14 protein-coding genes are annotated in these 20,783 nt (G+C 53.1%); 4 read left to right on the top strand and 10 right to left on the bottom strand.

Annotated elements, in window-relative coordinates:
• Positions 1-47: 47 nt before the first annotated feature.
• Entirely contained in the window at positions 48-1,388 is a 1,341-nt protein-coding gene (locus tag ABQ298_11920) for a folylpolyglutamate synthase/dihydrofolate synthase family protein (protein ID MEQ9825082.1), read from the top strand.
• A gap of 119 nt (positions 1,389-1,507) precedes the next feature.
• Positions 1,508-5,341, top strand: coding sequence for a hydantoinase B/oxoprolinase family protein (locus ABQ298_11915; GenBank protein ID MEQ9825081.1), 3,834 nt, complete (start codon positions 1,508-1,510; stop codon positions 5,339-5,341).
• Between the two features lie 32 nt (positions 5,342-5,373).
• Here the strand turns inward: ABQ298_11915 and ABQ298_11910 are convergent, their stop codons facing one another.
• On the bottom strand, positions 5,374-6,462 hold the full coding sequence (locus ABQ298_11910; GenBank protein MEQ9825080.1) for a lactonase family protein: 1,089 nt from the start codon (positions 6,460-6,462) through the stop codon (positions 5,374-5,376).
• Positions 6,463-6,653: 191 nt separating this feature from the next.
• Between ABQ298_11910 and ABQ298_11905 the strand changes: the two genes are divergently transcribed.
• Positions 6,654-7,595, top strand: a complete 942-nt coding sequence (locus ABQ298_11905) for a transposase (GenBank protein MEQ9825079.1) — start codon at positions 6,654-6,656, stop codon at positions 7,593-7,595.
• A gap of 242 nt (positions 7,596-7,837) precedes the next feature.
• Here ABQ298_11905 and ABQ298_11900 read toward each other — a convergent pair whose 3' ends face one another.
• Together ABQ298_11900 and ABQ298_11895 are read right to left on the bottom strand one after the other, a co-directional pair.
• On the bottom strand, positions 7,838-9,034 hold the full coding sequence (locus ABQ298_11900; GenBank protein ID MEQ9825078.1) for an MFS transporter: 1,197 nt from the start codon (positions 9,032-9,034) through the stop codon (positions 7,838-7,840).
• The gene (locus tag ABQ298_11895; protein ID MEQ9825077.1) at positions 9,012-10,637 is read right to left on the bottom strand and encodes a hypothetical protein; all 1,626 of its coding nucleotides are present in this window, start codon (positions 10,635-10,637) and stop codon (positions 9,012-9,014) included. Before ABQ298_11895 ends, ABQ298_11900 begins: the two co-directional genes overlap by 23 nt.
• A 373-nt stretch (positions 10,638-11,010) precedes the next feature.
• Between ABQ298_11895 and ABQ298_11890 the strand changes: the two genes are divergently transcribed.
• Positions 11,011-13,398, top strand: a complete 2,388-nt coding sequence (locus ABQ298_11890; GenBank protein ID MEQ9825076.1) for a penicillin acylase family protein — start codon at positions 11,011-11,013, stop codon at positions 13,396-13,398.
• Positions 13,399-13,426: 28 nt separating this feature from the next.
• On the opposite strand, the gene ABQ298_11885 is transcribed toward ABQ298_11890, so the two are convergent.
• The 7 genes from ABQ298_11885 to ABQ298_11855 all read right to left on the bottom strand — a co-directional run bounded on the left by ABQ298_11885 (position 13,427) and on the right by ABQ298_11855 (position 20,760).
• Positions 13,427-14,845, bottom strand: a complete 1,419-nt coding sequence (locus ABQ298_11885; GenBank protein ID MEQ9825075.1) for an alpha-amylase family glycosyl hydrolase — start codon at positions 14,843-14,845, stop codon at positions 13,427-13,429.
• Positions 14,842-15,168, bottom strand: coding sequence for a hypothetical protein (locus ABQ298_11880; protein MEQ9825074.1), 327 nt, complete (start codon positions 15,166-15,168; stop codon positions 14,842-14,844). Before ABQ298_11880 ends, ABQ298_11885 begins: the two co-directional genes overlap by 4 nt.
• The gene (locus ABQ298_11875) at positions 15,165-16,427 is read right to left on the bottom strand and encodes a glycosyltransferase family 4 protein (protein MEQ9825073.1); all 1,263 of its coding nucleotides are present in this window, start codon (positions 16,425-16,427) and stop codon (positions 15,165-15,167) included. Before ABQ298_11875 ends, ABQ298_11880 begins: the two co-directional genes overlap by 4 nt.
• Before the next feature lie 163 nt (positions 16,428-16,590).
• The gene (locus ABQ298_11870) at positions 16,591-17,463 is read right to left on the bottom strand and encodes an NAD-dependent epimerase/dehydratase family protein (GenBank protein ID MEQ9825072.1); all 873 of its coding nucleotides are present in this window, start codon (positions 17,461-17,463) and stop codon (positions 16,591-16,593) included.
• Positions 17,460-18,410, bottom strand: a complete 951-nt coding sequence (ribF, locus tag ABQ298_11865) for a riboflavin biosynthesis protein RibF (GenBank protein MEQ9825071.1) — start codon at positions 18,408-18,410, stop codon at positions 17,460-17,462. The genes ABQ298_11870 and ribF overlap by 4 nt, the downstream gene beginning before the upstream one ends.
• A gap of 76 nt (positions 18,411-18,486) precedes the next feature.
• Entirely contained in the window at positions 18,487-18,975 is a 489-nt protein-coding gene (locus tag ABQ298_11860) for a hypothetical protein (protein ID MEQ9825070.1), read from the bottom strand.
• Positions 18,976-19,500: 525 nt separating this feature from the next.
• Entirely contained in the window at positions 19,501-20,760 is a 1,260-nt protein-coding gene (locus tag ABQ298_11855) for a response regulator (protein ID MEQ9825069.1), read from the bottom strand.
• Positions 20,761-20,783 lie beyond the last annotated feature (23 nt).

Genomic DNA, 20,783 nt, shown 5'->3' with positions numbered 1-20,783 from the left:
TGTCACCGCGACAGTTTGTCGCCTTCGGTAAGGGAGCCAACCATCCCATGAATGATATCATTGAAAGTGCAAAGCAACTGCATGACTACGATGGCGTGCGTGATTTTTTATATAGCCTGAGATATCATGGTGCCAAATACGGACTGGATCGCATGCGGCATTTTTCAAAGCTGTTGGGGGACCCGCAGCACAGGATCCCAACGATCCATGTGGCTGGAACCAATGGAAAAGGATCAACTTGTGCGATGCTGGAGCGAATTTTTCGTGATCAGGGACGCACAACAGGACTCTATACGTCGCCACATCTGATTCGCCAAGGCGAGCGCATTCAGGTGAATCGAACGATACTGCCTGAATCTGCCATTGTTCGCTATACTCAGGAAATGGTGAAGGTTTTGCTCGATGATGCGACTCCATCGGAGCAGTGGCCATCGTTTTTTGAGTTCATGACAGCGATGGGATTCCTGTGCTTTGCTGAAACCCCGGTGGATGTTGCTGTGATTGAGACTGGCTTGGGTGGACGTTTGGATGCCACCAATATTCTGCAACCCGATTTGACTGTGATCACATCTATCAGCCTCGATCATACTCAGATTTTGGGCGATACTCTGGAACGCATTGCTGCGGAGAAAGCTGGCATTCTCAAACCGGGCATTCCTGTCATTTTGGGTGACCTTCCTGCCGTAGCGGAGGAGGTGATTCGAGAGCGGGCGAGTGAATGCAATGCGACCGTATACTCGATACGGGATCGATTTGGTCGCGATTTGGCCACTTACCCCCAAAGCAATCTAGTCGGTGAGTACCAGCGACGCAATGCCGCGATGGCGACACTGGCCTGTGAAGTGTTACAGCAGAATGAGATGGGGCGATACGCGCTCGACCTTTCGCAGATACCCTTGAGCTTGCAGCAAGTGAATTGGCCAGGACGATGGGAAACTGTTTCACTGAGTCTTCGACCCGCGTTGCAAATGATCCTCGATGCGACTCATAACGAGGAGGGTGCGCGAATGCTCGAGCTGAATTTGCAGCGTCTGATTGAGGAAACAGGGCATAAGCCAGTCATGGTCGTTGGTTCACTGGGTGAAGACCGTGCCCGAAGTCTGATGGATGTGGTGACACGGTTCGCCGATGAAATCTATTTGCTGCAGCCTTCTCAGCCCCGCGCGCTCGGGTTCGAGCAGTTGCGTGCGTGTGTTCCGTCAGATTACCGGGGCAGTATTCAGGATGCCACTGTTGATGCGCTGTTTAGCTGCGAACAGTGCACGATTCCGACAAAGCCCGGACAAGCTTTGGTTGTTACGGGTTCAATCTACCTGATCGGTGAAGTAAGTGATCGAATTCATTCAAAACCGTTAGTAAATCATCAAAAATTGCAGGATGTGGTTTGAAAAAGCATCAAAAATCATCAAATCGGTGTTTAATTTAATGAAAATGGTTTTCTTTTCCAGCATGGCAATGCATTGAAGCGGGTTCTATTGGCGAAGGAATAAAATTCGAATCTGGGTTGATGGTGGGACGGGCAGCGGTGCAGTTGAGCAATATCTGGCGTTTTGCTGCGGACACGGGTGGAACGTTTACCGATTGCATTGCGGTCGCTCCTGATGCGTCGGAACACAGGTTGAAGGTGTTGTCGAATGGTGCGCTTCGCGCCACTTTTCAGGGTTGGCGGGATTCCCGAACCTTGCAAATGCAGAGTTCCTGGAAAGCTGTTCCTGGTTTTTGCCGTGGCTTTGAACTGTGGTGCGATGATGATCGTCTTGGGAGCATCGCAGATGATGATTGCGAAAAGGGTTGGCTGCAACTTGAGATCGATGGGGCGACACCCAGGCTGGAACCGGGAGCAGTTTTGGAGTTGCGAAGTCCCTGGGAGGCCCCGGTGCTTGCAGCGAGGCTGTTGACGGGAACCTGTGGGAATGACCCCATGCCGCCGCTTGAAATGCGCCTTGGCACAACGCGTGGCACGAATGCGCTGCTGGAGAATAAGGGAGCCAAAGTTGCTTTTTTTGTTTCGGAGGGTTTTGCAGACTTGTGCAGGATCGGGGACCAGCGCCGCCCCGATCTTTTTGCACTGAACATCGTCAAAGCACAGCCACTGCATCATGGGGTGATTGAAGTTCCGGGGCGCCATGCACTGGATGGCAAGATCATTCAACCCTACGATTGGCATTGCGAAACGGTGCTTGCGGGAATTGAAGCTGCAAAGGCAGCAGGGTGTACTGCCGCCGCAGTTGTCCTGTTGCACAGCTATCGATTCCCTGAGATGGAAGAAATGCTGGTGGATCATCTTCGAAGGCTGGGGTGCTTTACGTATGTGGCGGGATCGGCGGAAATTCGCCCCTTCATCCACTATCTTCGTCGGGCGGAAACAACTCTGGTAGATGCAACGCTGGGGCCGTTGATGAGGGATTATCTTGATGCCGTTGAGCGGGGTTTGGATTCCGCACAGCTTCGTATAATGACCAGTGCGGGTGAACTGCTGTCGCGAGCGAATTTTCGTCCAGTGGACAGTCTGCTCAGTGGTCCTGCGGGCGGAGTTATCGGTGCGGTAAGAGTAGGCAGGAGAGCGGGCCTTGAGCGAATCATTGCGCTGGACATGGGAGGAACCAGCACGGATGTTTCCCGTTGGAATGGCGATTTTGCGTATCAATCCGAACAGCGGGTCGGAGCTGCCCGCATCCTTGCCCGTAGTGTGAAAATCGAAACGGTGGCAGCAGGTGGTGGTTCTATTTGCCGAGTGGAACAGGATCGGGTGAGGGTTGGACCCGAAAGTGCAGGTGCGATGCCGGGTCCTGCATGTTATGGGTGCGGTGGACCGCTGACCGTAACAGATGTCAATCTCTTGCTGGGTCGTCTCGATCCCGATGGATTTCAAATCCCAATTTCGTTGAAAGAAGCTGAATGGGCATCACTGAAGTTGCGCGGTAAACCCGAAGATGATGCGTGGTTGGCCGGTTTGTTACAGTTGGCCAATGAGCGCATGGCGCAGGCGATTCGGCAGATCAGCGTGAGGGATGGCTATGATCCGGCAAATTTTGCGCTGGTCGCCTTTGGGGGGGCAGGGGGAATGCATGCATGTGAGTTGGCAGATATGTTGGGCATGCAAACTGTGCTTTCTCCTTGTGATGCGGGGCTGCTCAGCGCAGCAGGACTTCAGGCAAGCGAAGTGTCATGCACCCGGGAGCGTTCCCTGCTGTGTTCGATGGAGAGCTGGAGTCAGAGGGAGGAATCGTTGCTGAACGAAATGCGAGCTGAAGCATTTCAGTTTTTGCAGTCGGAGGGAATGCGCGATCTGTCCGGGTTGAAGGAACAGATTGAATTTGATGTGCGTTTGGTGGGGCAGGAGTCCACCTTGACCGTCAAGGCAGATTGCAGTCTGGAAGATGCGTTTATTCGAAAATTCGGTGAAATCTTCGGATATGAACCTCCGCAGCCGGTACGGTTGGAGCTGGTGGTCGTGCGCATGAGATGGGGGACTGCGGATATACTGGATTCACTTGAGAATTTTTCACCGGTGAATCCGAGCAGTGCTTCCGTTCCCACGCCTGTTCGCACCCTTCAGAGCTGGTTTCATGGTTCCCGTTTGTTGACTCCCGTGTTTTTACGCGAACACCTCGAGGTTGGAGTTGTGGTTGAGGGACCCGCATTGGTGACAGATGCGTTCAGTGTATTGGTGATTCCTCCAGGGTGGAGAGGCATCAAAGGTGATCGCGGTAGTCTGCGACTCGAGCGATTCCAAGCCACAACTTTTGTGTCGCAACGCGAAATTTCAGCCCCTGAATCAGTGACCCGAGAGATTTTGTTGCATCGCTTCAACGGGTTGGTGCAGGAAATGGGAGAACAATTGCGCCGTACTGCGTTCTCTACGAACATACGTGAGCGCCTCGATTATTCGTGTGCACTACTGGATGCGGAAGGTTTATTGTTGGTCAATGCTCCACACATTCCGGTACATCTCGGAGCACTTGGAACCTGTGTACGGCGGGTTTTGGAAGTAATCCCGCTGCGACCCGGTGATGTGATCGTCACAAATCATCCCGCATTTGGTGGTTCGCACCTTCCGGATGTCACCGTGATTTCCGGAGTCTTTCACAATGGACGGCGTGTTGCGATCCTGGCCAACCGTGCCCATCATGCGGAGATCGGAGGCATACAACCCGGATCGATGCCTCCTCGAGCACGTTCACTTGCGCAGGAGGGAGTTGTCATCGAGCCCCAGTATCTGGTGGAAGGTGGATCGCCGCGCTTTGCAGTCTTGGAGCACCTGCTCCGAAGCGCAGCATGGCCGTCGCGCGCCATTGCAGAAAATCTTGCAGATCTGCAGTCTCAGATCGCGGCGAACCATCGGGGAGCGATGCTGCTGAAGGCTCTCATCGAACAGGAGGGAGTGGATCAGGTGATGCACTTTCTGGCGGCAGCGGCAGAGATTGCCGAGCAGGCAAGCGTGCGAGCGTTGAAGCGCATGGGAAACCGGAAGTTCCATGCAACTGATAGGCTAGACGATGGAACAGTGCTTGAACTGCGGGGGCATGTCGAAGGTGGACGCCTGTTGCTTGATTTCACCGGATGCGCAGCGATGCACCCTGGAAATCTGAACGCAACTCCCGCAATCGTTTCCAGTGCAGTTCTTTATGTAATGCGGCTATTTCTTTCGGAGGAGCTACCTTTGAATGAGGGCATGCTTCGTCCGGTCGAGATGGTGCTGCCCCGATGTTTCCTCAATCCAGAGTTTCCTGCGGATCCAGCGCTGTGTCCGGCAGTAGTCGGTGGTAATGTGGAAACGAGTCAACGAGTGGTAGACCTGTTGCTGCTGGCGTTTGGGCAGGTTGCGCAGGGACAGGGTACCATGAACAATGTGCTTTTTGGCGATGACCGTTTTGGGTATTATGAAACCATTGGTGGAGGGGCAGGAGCAGGGAAGGGTTTCCCGGGTGCCAGTGGAGTGCATGTCCACATGACCAACACCGCCATTACCGATCCTGAAATCCTTGAACATCGGTATCCACTGAGAATCTGGCGCTTTGCACTACGCCATGGATCTGGTGGGATCGGACGCTGGAACGGTGGTGATGGGTTGGTGAGGGAATATGAATTTTTGCGAACGATGCAGGTTTCATTGTTGTGCCAGAGACGGACTTGCGAGCCGCAGGGACGTGAAGGAGGTGGGGCAGGAGTCTGTGGCAATCAATTGAGAATCCGGACGGACGGATCGATGGACCCCCGTGAGGGTTTGGACGGTTGGCAGGCCGAGCCTGGAGAACGGCTGCGAATGGAAACTCCGGGTGGTGGAGCTTGGGGGAGCATATCACCGCTGTGCAAGAATGGCATGGACTTGCGGGACTGATGGATGATTCCGGTTTTCTGCGGTCTAGTAAGCTAGAGATGGTTTGCAAATACGATGCATACTGGTGAAGGAACCTGAATGATGCTGTCCGTCTGATAGGTGAGTTTTCCGGTTTCAGGGTGAATTTGATGCACTGATATGCTGTTGGAATGTGAACCCGCTGCGAGCAACCATTGTCCATCTGGTGATAGGTTGAAGTTTCGGGGAAATGCCCCGCGTATCGGCTGGACCTGTGCGCGATGCAATGAGGATGAATCGACATTGGCGCGAAAGACAGAAATTGAGTCGTGTCCACGGTTGGATGTATACACGAACGGACCGTTGGGATGAACTAGGATTTCAGCGGCGGAATTGAAGGACTCTTGTGCTTTTTCGGATTCACTCAAACATTCGATGCTGTTGAGGAGTTGAGCAATACCATCTCCCGCCTGCCATTTGAAAATGCTCACCGACAGATTGAGCTCATTGAGCAGGTAGATGAGATTGCCGTCAGGAGAGAAGCGAAGATGACGGGGACCTGAACCTGGAATGGTGTCGACGGCATGGTGAAATTCGATCATGCCGAAGCTTGGATCAACCCGATAGATGAAAATTTGGTCCGTGCCTAGATCAGGAACCAGAGCAAAGCGACCACAGGGAGAGAATTCACAGAAATGAGGATGGGCCGAATCCTGACGACCGTGAACGGTGTTTGACGCACCTGTATGCTGGTAGTGTCGCATTTTTTGAAATTTGCCTGTAGGATCCAGTGCAATCCATGCGATGAAACCATGGTCGTATTGTGCAGTAAGAAGGAATTTACCGTAAGGATGAACAGTAACATGTACTGCAGAATCGTTACCGATTCGAATTTGATCGAATGCGGTCAACTCCCCATCTTGCTCAAGATGATAGGCGACAACGCTGGGTTCTTGATTGAGTTCACCGACTGAATACAACTTGTTACCGTCGGGATGCAGGGCCAGAAAGGATGGGTTGTGGATGGATGCGACTAATTTGCTGTCACTGAGACTTCCGGTAACAGGATCAAATTCGGAGCAGAATATCCCCTCAGCACCCGGCCCTGCGGTTCCGAAGTAGACCCAGTTTTTCCGAGTAGGATGGGGTAGTGACAGTTTCATGCAAAAGCTATACTTGCCCGCCTTGTTTCATGCAACCCAGAGTCCAATACTCATCAATATATCGATAAACACCCAGGCTGATAATTATAATTGTGCTTGAAAAATGTGGAGAGTTGGGGGAGGTTGGGGGCATGAGAAGCAGGCGCAGACCAAGGGCGGTGATCCGGGGGATGGATGGGGTGTATCACCTGATGAGTAGAACGAGTTGCAGGCAGCACTTGTTTGGAGATGAGGAGAAAGCGATGTTTGTGCGCATGATGCGTCGTCAAGCGCAGTTTTGTGGAGTGGATGTGTTGGCTTACTGTGTGATGAGCAATCACTTCCACCTTTTGGTTCGGGTTCGACATGAGTCAGAAATTTCTGATCATGAGCTGTTGAGACGACACCGTGTGATGTATGCAGGCGAACGATTGGGTCCACGTGCGATTACTCCAGAACGACTTGAGGCATTGCTGAATGCGGGATCAGAGGAAGCAGATCAATGGCGAGAGCGATTGCGACAGCGCATGGGTGATGTTTCCGTTTTTATGCGTGAACTGAAGCAGCGATTTGGGATTTGGTATAACCATCGTCATGAGAATCAGGGCAGCATCTGGTCGGACCGATTCAAGAGTCTCATTGTGGAACCCAGCCGGGAAGCCATGAGCACCGTAGCGGCCTACATTGATCTGAACCCGGTCCGGGCGGAACTCGTGCAAGACCCCGCAGACTATCGTTTCAGCAGCTATGGAGCGGCAATGGGGGGACAGAAGGATGCGAGAACGGGCTACACATCCATGTATTTTGGAAAGTCGTGGAAAACAGCGATTTGTTCGTACCGTATGTGTTTGTATGGAAAGGGCTACCGAAGCAAAGGAAGCGCAGAAAAAGCGTCCGGGCGCATTCCGGTGGAAAAAGTCGAAGCAGTGTTGGTCAACAGGGGTAAACTTGAGCTTTCGGAAGTATTGCGTTGCCGAATACGGTATTTCTCCGACGGTATGGCGATTGGGAGTGCTGCATATCTGAAAGAGTTGCAACGCCAGAACCCGCTGTGTTTTTCAGCTCACCGAAAGGCTGCATATGCGACAATGAAGGGCGCAGACTGGGGGGGGCTTCGCGTTGTTCGAAATCTCAGAGTGGCACCTTTGGGCTAACAGTGGAGCACTCAGACAGCTATGTTCCAGAAGTGTAAGTGATAAATTTTGGAATCGTTGGTGTGTTCTATTACTATTGGTATGTGTGCTCTGACTTCAAGATGGCGTGCCCAGTTCGAGTGAGCGAGAGGCGAGTGCTGCAAGGGAAGCCAGTGCAAGAATGATGACCAGAGCGGTGAGAGTTTCAGACATGTGGCAGATGGGATTGGAATCGCAGATGGAATGTGTGGCGTGATGCGGGATTAGGGAGTATTGGAAGTTCGGGCATTGTGGGGCTTTGCCCACACCATGAGTGCAAGCAGTGCAAAGAAGGCGGGAATGGCCAGCAGTGCTGTCGTAAAACCAAAGTGTTCCACCAATTGGCCGATGATTCCGGATGCAAAGCCAAATCCGGCGATGCCTCCGCAGGAGAGCAGGATGAATAAGGAAGTTGAATCCGAGCTGGGCATGCAATCCACAGCGTAGGCCTGAATGCTCGGCCAAAAGGTGGCGGTTGCGAGGCCGGCAAGGAAGAGCACAAACAAAACACTGCTGATGCGGTCGACGAAGGGCAATGCCAGCCCGACCAAGCTACCGATGACTGCGCAATAGAGTATCGCGGCCCTGAGGTGGTGTTGTCGAATCCACCAACCACAAAACAATCGTCCCAGAATCATGCCGATAGAAAAGGAGGCGACTCCAAATCCTGCGATGCGAGGTGCCCCTCCATGGTGAAGTTGGATGAAACTTGCGCTCCAGAACATGATGGATCCTTCTGCTGCTCCCGCCATGAACATCATTGCGGCAAATCCATAAAACAGCGGGTTCTGAAGCAATGCCGTTTTGTGCGCAAAAACATCCACCATCGGGACGCGAACGCGAGGTGCTCCCCTGTTGCGAAGAAGCAGAAAGAGCAATCCTGCTGCGAGTCCCAGTAAGGAGAGTCCTCCCATGAAATAGCGCCAAGAAATCCCCTGCGTCAGCAGCTCTCCGGCTACCAGAACGCTAATCAGCACACCGACGGACCAAAAGGCGTTGAGAAGGTTGAGGTAGCGCCCTGAATCCCCTCGATGCAGTTCTTCAACGAGCGGATTGAGCAGGGCTTCGATGACGCCACCCCCGATTCCCAGCAGTGCCAGTGCCAGCAGGAGCGGAAAAAAATGATAGGTAGCGGTATAGATTACCATAGCAAAGGCGATCACGAGCGTGCTCCAGCCCAGTGCTCTTGCTTTGCCAAAATGGGCGGCAATGAACCCACTGAGCAGCAGAGTCAGGATGACAAGGATGCTGCGCATGGATTCGAGCAATCCTCCCTCTCCGATTGAAAAACCCAATTCATGGCTGAGTGCGACAAGGCACATCGGCGTCGCAGTGACGCTGGCTGCGTAGACGACAAAACCCAGAGCAGCTGCGTAGTCGAGGGGGTGAAAGCGAATGCTATCTGGGACGTGTCGCGCCATGTTGCGAAGGTTTGCGGATTTCAGGAATCGTCGATGCAAAACAGTGAACGGCACCGAGGTCATCGATGAGCGGATCGCAATCGATCCAGTGCAAGGATGCATTGGGTCGTGCTTCCCGATATGCAGCGAGAACCTGTTTTTCGAGTTCGGGAATCAGGGACTGCTCTTCGTCGCTACGAGGCTGGTACCGGGGAATGAACAGGTGTTCGTGTCCATCTGGATTCACCACCTGCAATGCGTTGAGGTATGAGCGGTAGACGGCGAAATTTTCAACATAGAGGTTGAGGATTTGTTCGGAACTTTGCCCAAAGTAGTGCTGGCAGGCTAAGGATAACTGCTGGAGATTTGAGAGTGAATCGATGCCAGTGTCGTCTCGAATTTTCTGCCATAGATCCGGATGCAGGCGACGAACATCGGGGCGGGTACTGTCATACTGGAATGCTTCATCGGGAGAGAGGCCCATTTGTGTGGCGACAGTTTGCACCAGTGTAATCGTCAAGCGTTCCATGATGTTTGCATCGGTATCGACTGCGAGTGGAGGGAGCGGAACCTCAATCAGTCTGTGCCTTGGAAAATGCTTCTGGAGGTAACGTCGGTTCTTTTCCAGAACTTGTGTGATTTCGCGGTGTAGTAAACGTTGATAGATGCGGTTGGCGGCAGGTGCGGGCGGAGGGGTGGCGATCAGGATCGTATTCTCATCCAACGGGGCCAGGATAAAATCGAGATGATTGATGGTATTGCCGGGCAGGTGCGAGAGGAAGTGTACTTTGTCGATGCCGTAGTAGCGGCGCATCAGGCGAACCAGAAGATCAGCGCGCCCGCCATTGCTTTCGAGCGTTGACTGCGAGACAATCACCTCTTTCGAACGGATGGGTATCAAATCCCCTCCCAGCAGGGCGAGAGGAGGGCGAACAAGCAAGACGGGGTCCTCATGGTAGAGGTTGAGAAAGGTTGCGACAACACTGGGAGCCATGTCATCACCACGGAGACGTTCGATTTCGGAATAAAACGTCGAACTGAGAGGATGTTGGCCTTCGGCTTTCCGGCTTGCTTCCAAGCTGAGCAGATTTGAGATTTCAGTACGGGGGTCCCGGAATGAATTGTCATATACCACCAACTGATTGCTGCGGTTGTGTGCAAACTGGGGACCATAATCTCTGACCCAGATGGATTGGGTATCGGAGGGGACCCAAACCAGACGATCCAGCAGAGATGGGTCATGCATTTTGTCCTGCATCGCTTGTAGAAAAGCCGGAATCTGTTTGTACTCTGAGCGATGAAAGAGGGCCATGACCTCGATGTGGGGAAGCACTGACGACAGAAACTGATGGTAGACCTGAAACAGGCCAGGCTCTGCCAGCAGGTTCTGAAGTGAGAGCTGCACCAAAACGTATCGGCTTGTTTCCCACGGAAGCGACAGAACGGGTTGTTGGGGGGGAGGCGTTGGGGAAAAGAAGGTTGTGTGATTGGCCTGCATCAGCTCGGACAGCAAGCCACTCGAAGCGGAGGAATGAGGTGTATCTGTTGAGCTTTCGGAAAGTGGGAACTGATCGGATTCCGGAGAGTTGGACGGTAGACGGAGCAGGATCGCGATGCAGAGCATGACCAAGATCCATATTAATAGGGATTGGAGTGAAATGCTCCGGATAGAGAATCGGGTCGGCGAAGATTTTGATTGCATAGGGGCAGGGGGATTTCACCGTCCGTGGTCAATTCAGTGCAACCGAACAATCGGTGGAAATTTTGTTGTTGAGATTGAGCGGATCAGACCTTGAAGATCATGGCTATGAATCTGTCGCATGGATGTTATGCGTCAAGGGAAACCATCTGTTCCGATTTGCATGTGTAAGTTCACTTGAAGCGCAACCGGGGGAATTTGCTATCAGCTGCAGTTCAAGAACCCGGGCAAGCTGAGAGCATGAATTGACGGAGCCTTGAGACTTGCTTCAGTGTCTGCCAACGGATGGAGTGACAGGATGAGCAAACGATGGATTCGGTGGATTGCCGTTGGAGGGATTGGAATGGCAGCTGCAGTCGTTGTGGCTGTCGGATTGCTGCTTACTGGAAGTCTTCCCCAACGTTCGGGTTCGGTTCAAATTCCTGCATTGAGGGACAACGTGCGCATTGAGCGGGATGAGTTGGGAGTTCCTACGATTCGGGCGGCATCGCGCACGGATGCCTATGTGGCGATGGGGTTTCTCCATGCTCAAGAACGTTATTTTCAAATGGATTTGCTTCGGCGCAGTGCTGCCGGGGAATTGAGCGAACTGCTTCCGGGTACGCTCGATTTCGACCGTTACCTGCGGCAATTTCGATTTCGCTACTTAGCGGAGAAGGTGTATTCCGAGTTATCTTCTGACGAGCGGGAATTGTTGGAAAAATATACGGCTGGTGTGAATCAGGGATTAGATTCGCTACGGGTGCGACCATGGGAGTATGGATTGCTTGCACGCCGGCCAGTCGAGTGGCAACCGGTGGATTGTCTGCTCGTGGCCTACAGCATGTATCTCGATCTGGAAGGTGGAGACGCTCGTACTGCCCGCAGTATTGCACTGGTTTCCGAACATTATTCAAAACCGGTGTTTGAGTTTCTCTGTCGCAACAGCACGCGATGGCAAGCGGCGATTGATGGGTCCACATTTCCCATATTCCCAATTCCATCATCAGAGCATTGGACTTTCAACGGGAGGCCGCTTGAGCTGAGCGGAACTGCAACATTGCCGAGCACATTGCCGAGCACATTGCGAGCGAATGAGAGCAAAGAACTCCAAGGTTCCAATGCCTGGGCGGTAGCAGATCGATTTTCAGCGCAGGGAGGTGCATTGCTTGCGGGTGATCCGCACCTGAATCTGCGTGTGCCGAATATTTGGTATCGTGTTGATTATCAATATGAAAGTGATAGAGGAAAACCTGTTCGACTGCTGGGTGTAACGATTCCAGGACTTCCGCTGGTGGTGATCGGTTCCAATACGCGAGTGGCGTGGAGCATGACTGTAGCAGTGGCGGATACCGAAGATCTCGTACGCCTGATTCCGGATCCGGAACAGGAAAACTCTTATTTGACCCCAAAGGGAAGCAGCGCGATTCGAAGGATTGAAGAGCGGATCCGAATGCGCGATGGCAGCGATGAAATCCAGGAAGTATTCATGACGGACTATGGTCCGCTCGTCGGTCGTGATAGTTCCGGTAATCCCTATGCATTGCTCTGGTCGGGATTGATGCCGGATAATTTCAATCTGGCGATGAAGGATGTGGATAGTGCGGACTCTGTTGAGGAACTTTTTGCGATTGCACAACGTCAAAACATGCCAGTGCAAAACCTGATTGCAGCAGACCATCATGGCTCCATTGGTTGGACTGCCGTTGGGTGGATTCCGGAGCGGGAAGGCTATGATGGGTTTCTTCCGCAGTCTTCGAATGATTCCAAATGGAAGTGGAAAGGTCGCCTGCCTGCCGATGCCTATCCTTCGATCATCAATCCGCCAAAGGGACGCGTGTGGAATGCGAACAATCGTGCAGTGGGCGGCGAAGCCTTTGCCAAGCTTGGAGATGGAAGGGCTTCGGACCAGGCGAGAGGATGGATCATCAAGCAGGCATTGGAGCGCATGCATTCTGCGGACGAGAGAGACATGCACGAACTGCAGCTGAGCAACTCAGCGGCACACCTGGAGCGGTGGTATGAGCTTGCTGAGATGTTGATCCCGAAAATGCCAGAGGCATTGCGCGCATCGGTGGAACCCGTGCTTCGCGAGTGGAGTGGGGAGGCATCGATCGACAGTTCGGCATATGCGTTGGTTCGAGGTTTTTATGAACAGACGCGCAAGTGTGTGTTTGACCGTATTCTGGCTCCGCTCAAGGCACTGGATCCGCAATTTCGGGTAACTGACCTGAGCATTGATGAAGCACTTTGGTTATTGGTTTCGGAGCAACCTGAACATTTGGTCAATGAGGACTTTGAAGATTGGGATGCAGAGCTGGTGGATGTGATGCGGACTGTTGTGAAGCAACTTGAAGCAAGCTATGGCTCCCTCGAAAAGGCAACTCACGGCAGACTCAATGAGCTGCGCATGCAGCATCCATTGGCCAGTGGAATTCCCTTGTTGGGAGGATGGCTGAATATGACGAAAACCCCGATGGACGGAGACCGATACAGCCCCAATGCGCAAACGCGATCACATGGACCATCGTTGCGAATGGTCGTGAGTCCTGGTCAGGAAGAAAAGGCAAGATTCACCATGCCAGGTGGGCAGAGCGGGCACTTTCTCTCGCCTCACTACCGGGATCATCATCCGCTCTGGGTGAGCGATTCAGCGGCACCGCTGTTGCCTGGAGAAACGATTGACGTGCTGCAGCTGTATCCTTGAGAGTGGCTCGTGCAGGCAAGACTGCAGCTCATGAAGAAGGCATTCTCAGCCAGACGACCTGATAGGGTTTGAGGGAGAATTTACCTGATTTTGCCCGGAAATTCTGGTTTGTGAGCAGATCAACAAAAACGGAACCCCGGCTAAACGAAGAATCCTCTGCGGCAATATCGGGAAGGTTGACCAACTGCTCGGTAAGATTGTGCAGACAGAGCACCCTCTCAGAACCGTCTGAGGACTGACGTTCGAGGCCAAAAACGGACTTACCGAGATCGTATACGATCTGCTTGGCGTCGGGGTGAAAGGCTGTAACTCGCGAGCGCACTTTGAGCATTTCAAGCATGCGGCGAAAGATTTTGGATTGAGGATCGTGTGCGTCTGCGAGGTGTTGATTGAGTTGATCCCGGTTCCATTTTTTTCGATGGATCGAGCGGTTCTGACCGGTTTGTTCAAACAATTCGGTATCATTTTGCGTTCCAAGCAAACTGTGAATATAGATACCCGGGATGCCCTTGAGCACGAGAACAATGGATTGGGAACAGAGAAAGCGGGCGATTCCCTGATCGGCTGAATCATCACTCAAGGCTGAATAATAGGTGATGTTCATCTCGTAGGGACTCTGGCTGCCATCGGGGTTGGATTTCCAGGAAACCTTTCCTCCCTTGGATTCCACGACCTCAATCAACCGTTTGCGTTCGTCCGAGCTGAGCATGCCCTCGGTTGGACGCAATCCGATGCCGTCATGACTGGCTGCAAAATTAAAAAAGGTGCAGCCGCTAGGTAATTTCGGGATGCGCAGCGCCCATTGAGTGAGATGGGTGGAATCCCCAAACAACAGACTGTAAAGCAACAGAGGAGGCAGGCTGAACTGATAGACCATGTGGGCTTCATCACCATCGCCGAAGTAGCTGTAGTTTTCGGATTGTGGTACGTTGGTTTCGGTAATGATCACGGCACGTGGTGCCACGATTTCAAGGATATCCCTGAGCAGTTTAACGATCTCGTGGGTTTGGGGAAGGTGAATGCATCGCGTTCCGATTTCTTTCCAGAGAAAGGCCACCGCATCGAAGCGCAGGTAGTGCACTCCTTTCGAAAGGTAGAGGAACAGGATGTCGAGAAACTCGAACAGCAAGTCCGGATTTTGCCAGTTGAGATCAACCTGATCCGCACTGAAGGTTGTCCAGACATGTGCCTCTCCGTCGCGCGTCTTGAAAGGAGTCAGCACGGGAGATGTGCGGGGTCGAACAACGGCGGTGAGGTCGGTTTTGGGGTCAATCTCGAGAAAGTAGTGGCGGGCAGGTTGTATTCCGTCGATAAAATCCTGAAACCACGCACTTCGAGCGGAGCAATGGTTCAGCACGAGATCAAACATCAGATCGAAATGCTCTCCCAGGGATTGCACATCATCCCAGTCCCCAAGTTCCTCATGGACCTGACGGTAGTCGATCACGGAAAATCCGTCATCCGAAGACCAGGGTAGAAGGGAAGGATGTGAACGCAGCTGAAGCGGCGTTTGAGGTATCGGTCACAGAACCGTTTCAAAGCCTGGAGCGGGGGCACATCGTTTTCGAGAATACTGTCACCGTAGCTGATAAGGATGGCGTCCTTTTCGCTCCATCGCGTCACAAGAGGTTCGGGTTGCAGTCCGACTCCGTAGCGTCCGATCAACTGGATAAAACGCTCAATGAGACGCTCGGAGGCACGTTCTCCGTAGAGGGTGATGAAGCGACGCTTGATGCGGTTGATTTCGTAGCGTGATACGGGTTTGATCATGATCCGACTCCGGTAAGGGTGCTCAGGGTAGTGCGCAGCAGGCGGCGCACAAGGGCATAGGAGTAGTGACGCTTTGCCACCTTGTAGTTGTGATCCACCATGGACTTTCGTGCATCGGCATCGAAGAGTGCCTGATTGACCTTGCGCACGACTGCATCCGTAACAAAACCATCCATCACACAGAGATTGAATCCCTTGGGTTCAATATCCTGAATGAAAATGGAATAGCGGTTGATAACGACTGGAATTTTAAAATAGATCGCTTCCAGCAAAGCGTTACCAAAGCCCTCGTAGGTACTTGGGTAGGTCACGAGATCGGCGTGGGGATAGAGATCCCAGAGAGTGTATTTTTTATTTCCGTCGATATCGGTCTGACGCACCTCACTGATGAGATGATCGATGAAAATGAGTTCCACTTTTTCATCTTTGGCCAGTTGAACGAGCTGATTGCGATATTCGAGACCCTCATCACCCGCCTCATGTGAAATCACGAGCTTGCAACGGGGATTGTGGAGTGCACCGACAAGCTTGATGGCGTGTTCGATGCCCTTGCGGGGAACGATGCGGGTGGGTTGGAGTATGAAAATGTCATCGGGGGTCAGGCCGATTTCCTCACGCAGGTTGCGCGAGTAATCGTCAATCCCGGGTGGTGGATTCTCAAAATCAAAGACATTGGGCACGAGGGTTGCGGGTACACCCTTGCGCAGGGAGAGCTGCTCCTGTGCGGCCTGATTGATGACCACATGCCGCATGTTGGGCAGGACACAGGGGAATGCCATGTCGAGGTAGTCCTTGATGGCCCCGACTGAGAATCGGGTGCGTTCCCAGTAAAAATCGTGGTGGTGGGCGATGGCAGGAATCTGTGTTTCGGCGAGAAATTCCGTCATTGCAATGCCGAGTGGCACGTGCATGGGAATGGCCAGAATGTTTTGGGGAATGACGATGTTGAGCGCGAAGGTTTCACGAAAATCGTAGAGCGTGCTTTTGAGGTATTGTGCATAGTCGTAGATGCGTTGGGAGAGTTGGCGGTCTCTCCTTGTCCGTCCCCAGATGCGTTCATTGATCCATGCATTTTCGGGATGCCCGAAGAAGGCCTCGGGAACACAGTGACTGATGGAAGGGTCGCGATCACCCTGTCCACTGTACCAGAAGCTGACGTGGCGGTCATCCCATAGGATTTCGGCCCATTTGGCGCTTTCGAGTGAGACTCCGTCGGTACCGGCAAATCGGGTAGAAATGAATCCAATGTTTTTCGGCATGATGCAAGCGTTCCGTGCAATGGCAAAGGTAGTGAAAACCTTAGGCACGTTGAGCATGGCTTCAACCTGATTCTGAAAATCCCGGGGGATACCGATTGCAGGGGGCAGGGTTGGGGGGCAAACCCAGCTTGAAGAATCGTGAGCAGAGTGGAAAGCCGCTCATTCACGCATCGGAAACGTCTGGACGAAGAAAGGCAAATACGGAGCGGTATTGCGGCTGCCAGGACAGCAACTCCTGAATTTGGGTTGAACGGATGCGTCGATTGGCAGGAGATTTGCGTCGGTGTCCCACAGATTGTGGACTCTGCTCCGTGGTGACGAGTCCATGCTCCAGGACGAATGCATCAAGATCCTGACGAAAAAAGGGATGATTGTCAGTGAGATTGTAGATTCCCTTTGCTTGTGTTGAAAACTGCGCAACCCGCAACAGCGCATTGGCCGCATCGCTCACATGAATGAGATTGAGGTAGTAGGCGGGGGAGCTTGAAGCCTTGCCACTGCGAAGGAAGCGATCACGCCCGGGGCCGTAGATTCCTCCCAGTCGAAGGATGGTGCTGTGCTGGGCGTGGCTGTTTAAAAGCAGTTGCTCAGACTCGAGCAAGGTGTGACCGCGCCAATCGCGGGGCTTGGGCAGCGTGGACTCGTCAATCCATTGACCCTTCGATGATCCGTAGACTGAAATGCTGCTGGTATAGATCAAATGGGTCGAGCAGTCCTGTGCCCAGGTGATTACGGACTGTAGGCCGTCAAGGTAGGACTTGCGATACCCCTCCGGTGTGCTTTCGGAGGAACCAACGGTGATGTAGATTGCCTGATAGGTTGCCGGATCGATTGCAGAGTGCCAGAAACTATCGTGAAGCTCTGCCTGCAGGGAGTGACGCACCCCTGCCTGTTTCAGGTCAGCAGCGGTTTGGGTATTGCGAGTCAGCGTATCGACGGCAAATCCCGCTTTCAGTGCGAGGTGGACCACTTCACGACCGAGATAACCGCAGCCAAGGATGAGCAGAGCGGGAGTGTGGGAATGCTCGTTTGTCACAGGCGAAGGGCGTTGCGTGCACGCTGCACGTCTTCGTGAATCTGGGCGACGAGCGCCTCGGCATCCTCAAATTTCTTCTCCGGTCGCAGGTATTCCATCCACTCCACTGCAACCTGTGTGCCGTAGTCGATCTGCGCCGGATTGAGCAGGTGAACTTCGAGAACCGGATCAGTGCCGACGTCATAGGTGGGACGGATCCCATAGTTTGCTACCCCGGGCAACGAAGGTGCAACGGGACACTCGCTGCCCGGTGAGCAGCGGTAGAGTCGAACGGCATAGACGCCATAGGGTGGTTTCAACTCCGGTGCCCAGTCGATGTTGAGTGTGGGAAATCCGATCGAACGCCCGACCTTGCGGCCGGGGGTGGTTTTGCCGCGTACCGTGTAGGGGTGCCCGAGCAGGAAACGAATCTCGTTGAAGCGTTCTTCCTGCAGCAAATTGCGAATGCGGGTGGAACTGATGGGCTCGCCATCGTAGCGGCATTGTTCCATGCTGACGACATGCACACCCTCAACCTTGGCACACTTGCGAAGCAGGTTGACATCTCCGGCCCGTCCTTTTCCAAAGCGGAAATTTTCACCCACAAACAAGGTACTGAGCGCTGGCATGTGTTGTTTGAGGTACGAAAGAAAATCCGGTGCTTTCAATTCTGCAAAAGAATCCTCGAAAGACTGTACGACGGTGCAGTCGATGTGTTTGCGCTCGAGCGTCCAGAGTTTGGACTCGAGCGGCATGATTTGGGGGACGGCAGCTTCGGGGCGCAGTACTTTGCTCGGGTGAGGCCAGAAAGTGAGCACTGCAGCGATGCCTCCCGAGTTTCGAGCCGTGTTGATGCAGGCTTCGATCACAGATTGATGACCGATGTGGACTCCGTCAAACATGCCAATGGCGAGATGGATGGGGCGATCCATCTGCGGCATGGATTCAATAGCATTTACGACGATCATGAAATTGGGGATGCTAGCGGCATACTGCATGCAACGCGATCACTCACCAAGAGGCAAGAGGTGATAAGTCAGGAGGCTATTTTGATCGTTTGCGAAACAGGCGCTGAAACCAGTTGGGTCGCTGTTTTGGAGTGAGTTTTTCTCCGCGCACATAGGCGGGCGTGCGTTTGGATTTGTGGTTTTTGAGATAAACCTCGTCAAATTCAACCAGGGGTGCACGTGGCAACCCGAGCACAGAAGGGTAGATGACTGGATTGCCTGTATTGGCCATGACACGTACGGCGCGGTCATCCCAGAGTTCGACCATGTCGTAGTCCTTCTGATTGGTGACCTCCAAGTCGCCGAGACCATGTTTTTTCAGCCAGGCTTCAACGGCAGGAATGGCTTCGGGGTCGGAGGCACGGGCAGTTACGATTTTAACGCGATAACCCTTTTCGATCCACTTGCGTACCCGGTACAGCATGATGGGGATGGGTTTACCGATGTAATCGGGGCCACGAAACTTGTTGTGATAGGCTAGTGTACCGTCGAGGTCCACGCCGATCCATGCTTTGTCCTTATCCATGCTCACGCTAATCGGTTAGAAAACGGCATCTGCTGCAAAATGCAAGGTACTGTCGATGGGATGGTCGTGAGAAAATTCGGTTTCATGCAGTCAAGCGGTGCGATCAACGAGTGTGATCTCGATGCGTAAGGGGCCATGCTACCGGAGGGAAAACAAAGAGCGAGACTTTTGTCGAATGGAGCAGAGTTGTGCTTGTTGGAATGTTTTTGTCGCCTCACAGGTTATTGGCTGCGTGAGAAAACTGGGGTATCGGGAATGCAATTTGCAATGCCAGTGAAGGGATTGCGAGTTGAATTGTAAAAAGTGTCAGAAAGTTCTGCAAGAAATGTAAAAAGATGAGCTGTGAGCGAATGAAGTTTCAAATGTTCCGATCTTTGCATGACTTTGTTTTGTCTTCGGTTGTCAGAATCTTTTGCGACGACTATAGCAAGAATCAATAGTAGGGCGTGTGTCATGCAGCGAACATGGCACACGCCTTTTTTTGCGGTTCCAGCTGTTGCTGCGACTGACAGTGTCGGAAAGGGTTCAGCGGTAGACGAGCACCGAATCCGTTGGCAGGTTGATGCGTCTGGATTGCTGAAGCAAGCGAATCGTGGCATCACTCAAAGTGGAACCCTTGGGCAGGAGAACGGCACCGGAGGGGTAGCGAAGGTCTTCGCCGATTACCATGCCCGGCTTGAGCTGTGAAACCTTGAGCGAGTGGACCTTTTTGTCGAGCTTGAGGTGGGCATTGGCGTCAAGAAACAGATTGACGACGGAGGGGTCGAATGCGCTGCCGCTCATGCGACGGATGTTTTCGAGTGTATGCTCGGTGGAGAGCTGACTCTCCGCATAATAGACAGCAACCGCCAGATAGCGGGCAGCGAGAGGAATCTGGTCCCGCTCTAGTCCATCGGGATAGCCGCGACCATCGATGCGCTCGTGGCTGGCGCGAACGGTGCGCGACAGATCGGGGAAATTTTCGAACTGTGCAGCGTGTAGCTGGGAGTAGACGGGGATATTGTGAAAATACTCGAGTTCGTCGGAATGCAATTCATCGGCGTTCTCCTGAAACTCGCGCAGGCGAGTGCGGTCGATGTTGAGTTTTCCGAGCGGACTGAGGTAGGCGGCGACGCGAAGTGTCGGGATGATGGGGGACGGGAGACGTCCGGAACTGAGCATGGCATCCACGGCGTTGACGACCTGCTGACACTCACGCCCGATATCGGCGTCGATGTGATGCACGATGCGCAGTGTCAATTCGAGGGCATTGCGCAGGTTTGCATCGCCATGGGCTTGAGAGCTGTTTTCGCGCTTCAGCCGGGTTTCCAGTTCCTTTACCCTCGATTCGAGTTCTTCATTGCGCTTGGCGAGGTCTGCGTTGCTGTTTTGGGTCTGCTGTTGCAAGCGGTAGTTCTGCGACATCAGTTCATAGCGATGGATCGCATTTTTGACGGTGGCGAGCAGTTCCTCCCGGATCCAGGGTTTGGCGATAAAGCGGAAGATTTCACCCTTGTTAATGGCATCGACGACAACCTTGAGCGTGAGCACCCCGGTGATCAGGATGCGGCTGGCCATGGGTTGGATCTTGTTTGCCTCAGCAAAAAACTCCAAGCCGGTCATGCCGGGCATGTGGTGATCCGAGATGATGACGGAAAACGATTGTTGCTTGAGCAGCTCGATTCCCTCTTCCGGTTTGGTCGTTGTGACGATGTGATATCCCTCGGGTTTCAGGGATTCGGAGATGGCGAGCAGCACAATTTCTTCGTCGTCAATGATCAGGATGGGAAAATCGTCGGTGGGCATGGGAATGAGTAGCCGGGATCAAG

The sequence above is a fragment of the Puniceicoccaceae bacterium genome (assembly GCA_040224245.1).
In the GTDB taxonomy this organism is placed as follows: domain Bacteria; phylum Verrucomicrobiota; class Verrucomicrobiia; order Opitutales; family JAFGAQ01; genus JAKSBQ01.
This window is presented reverse-complemented; position numbering and strand designations above follow the sequence as displayed.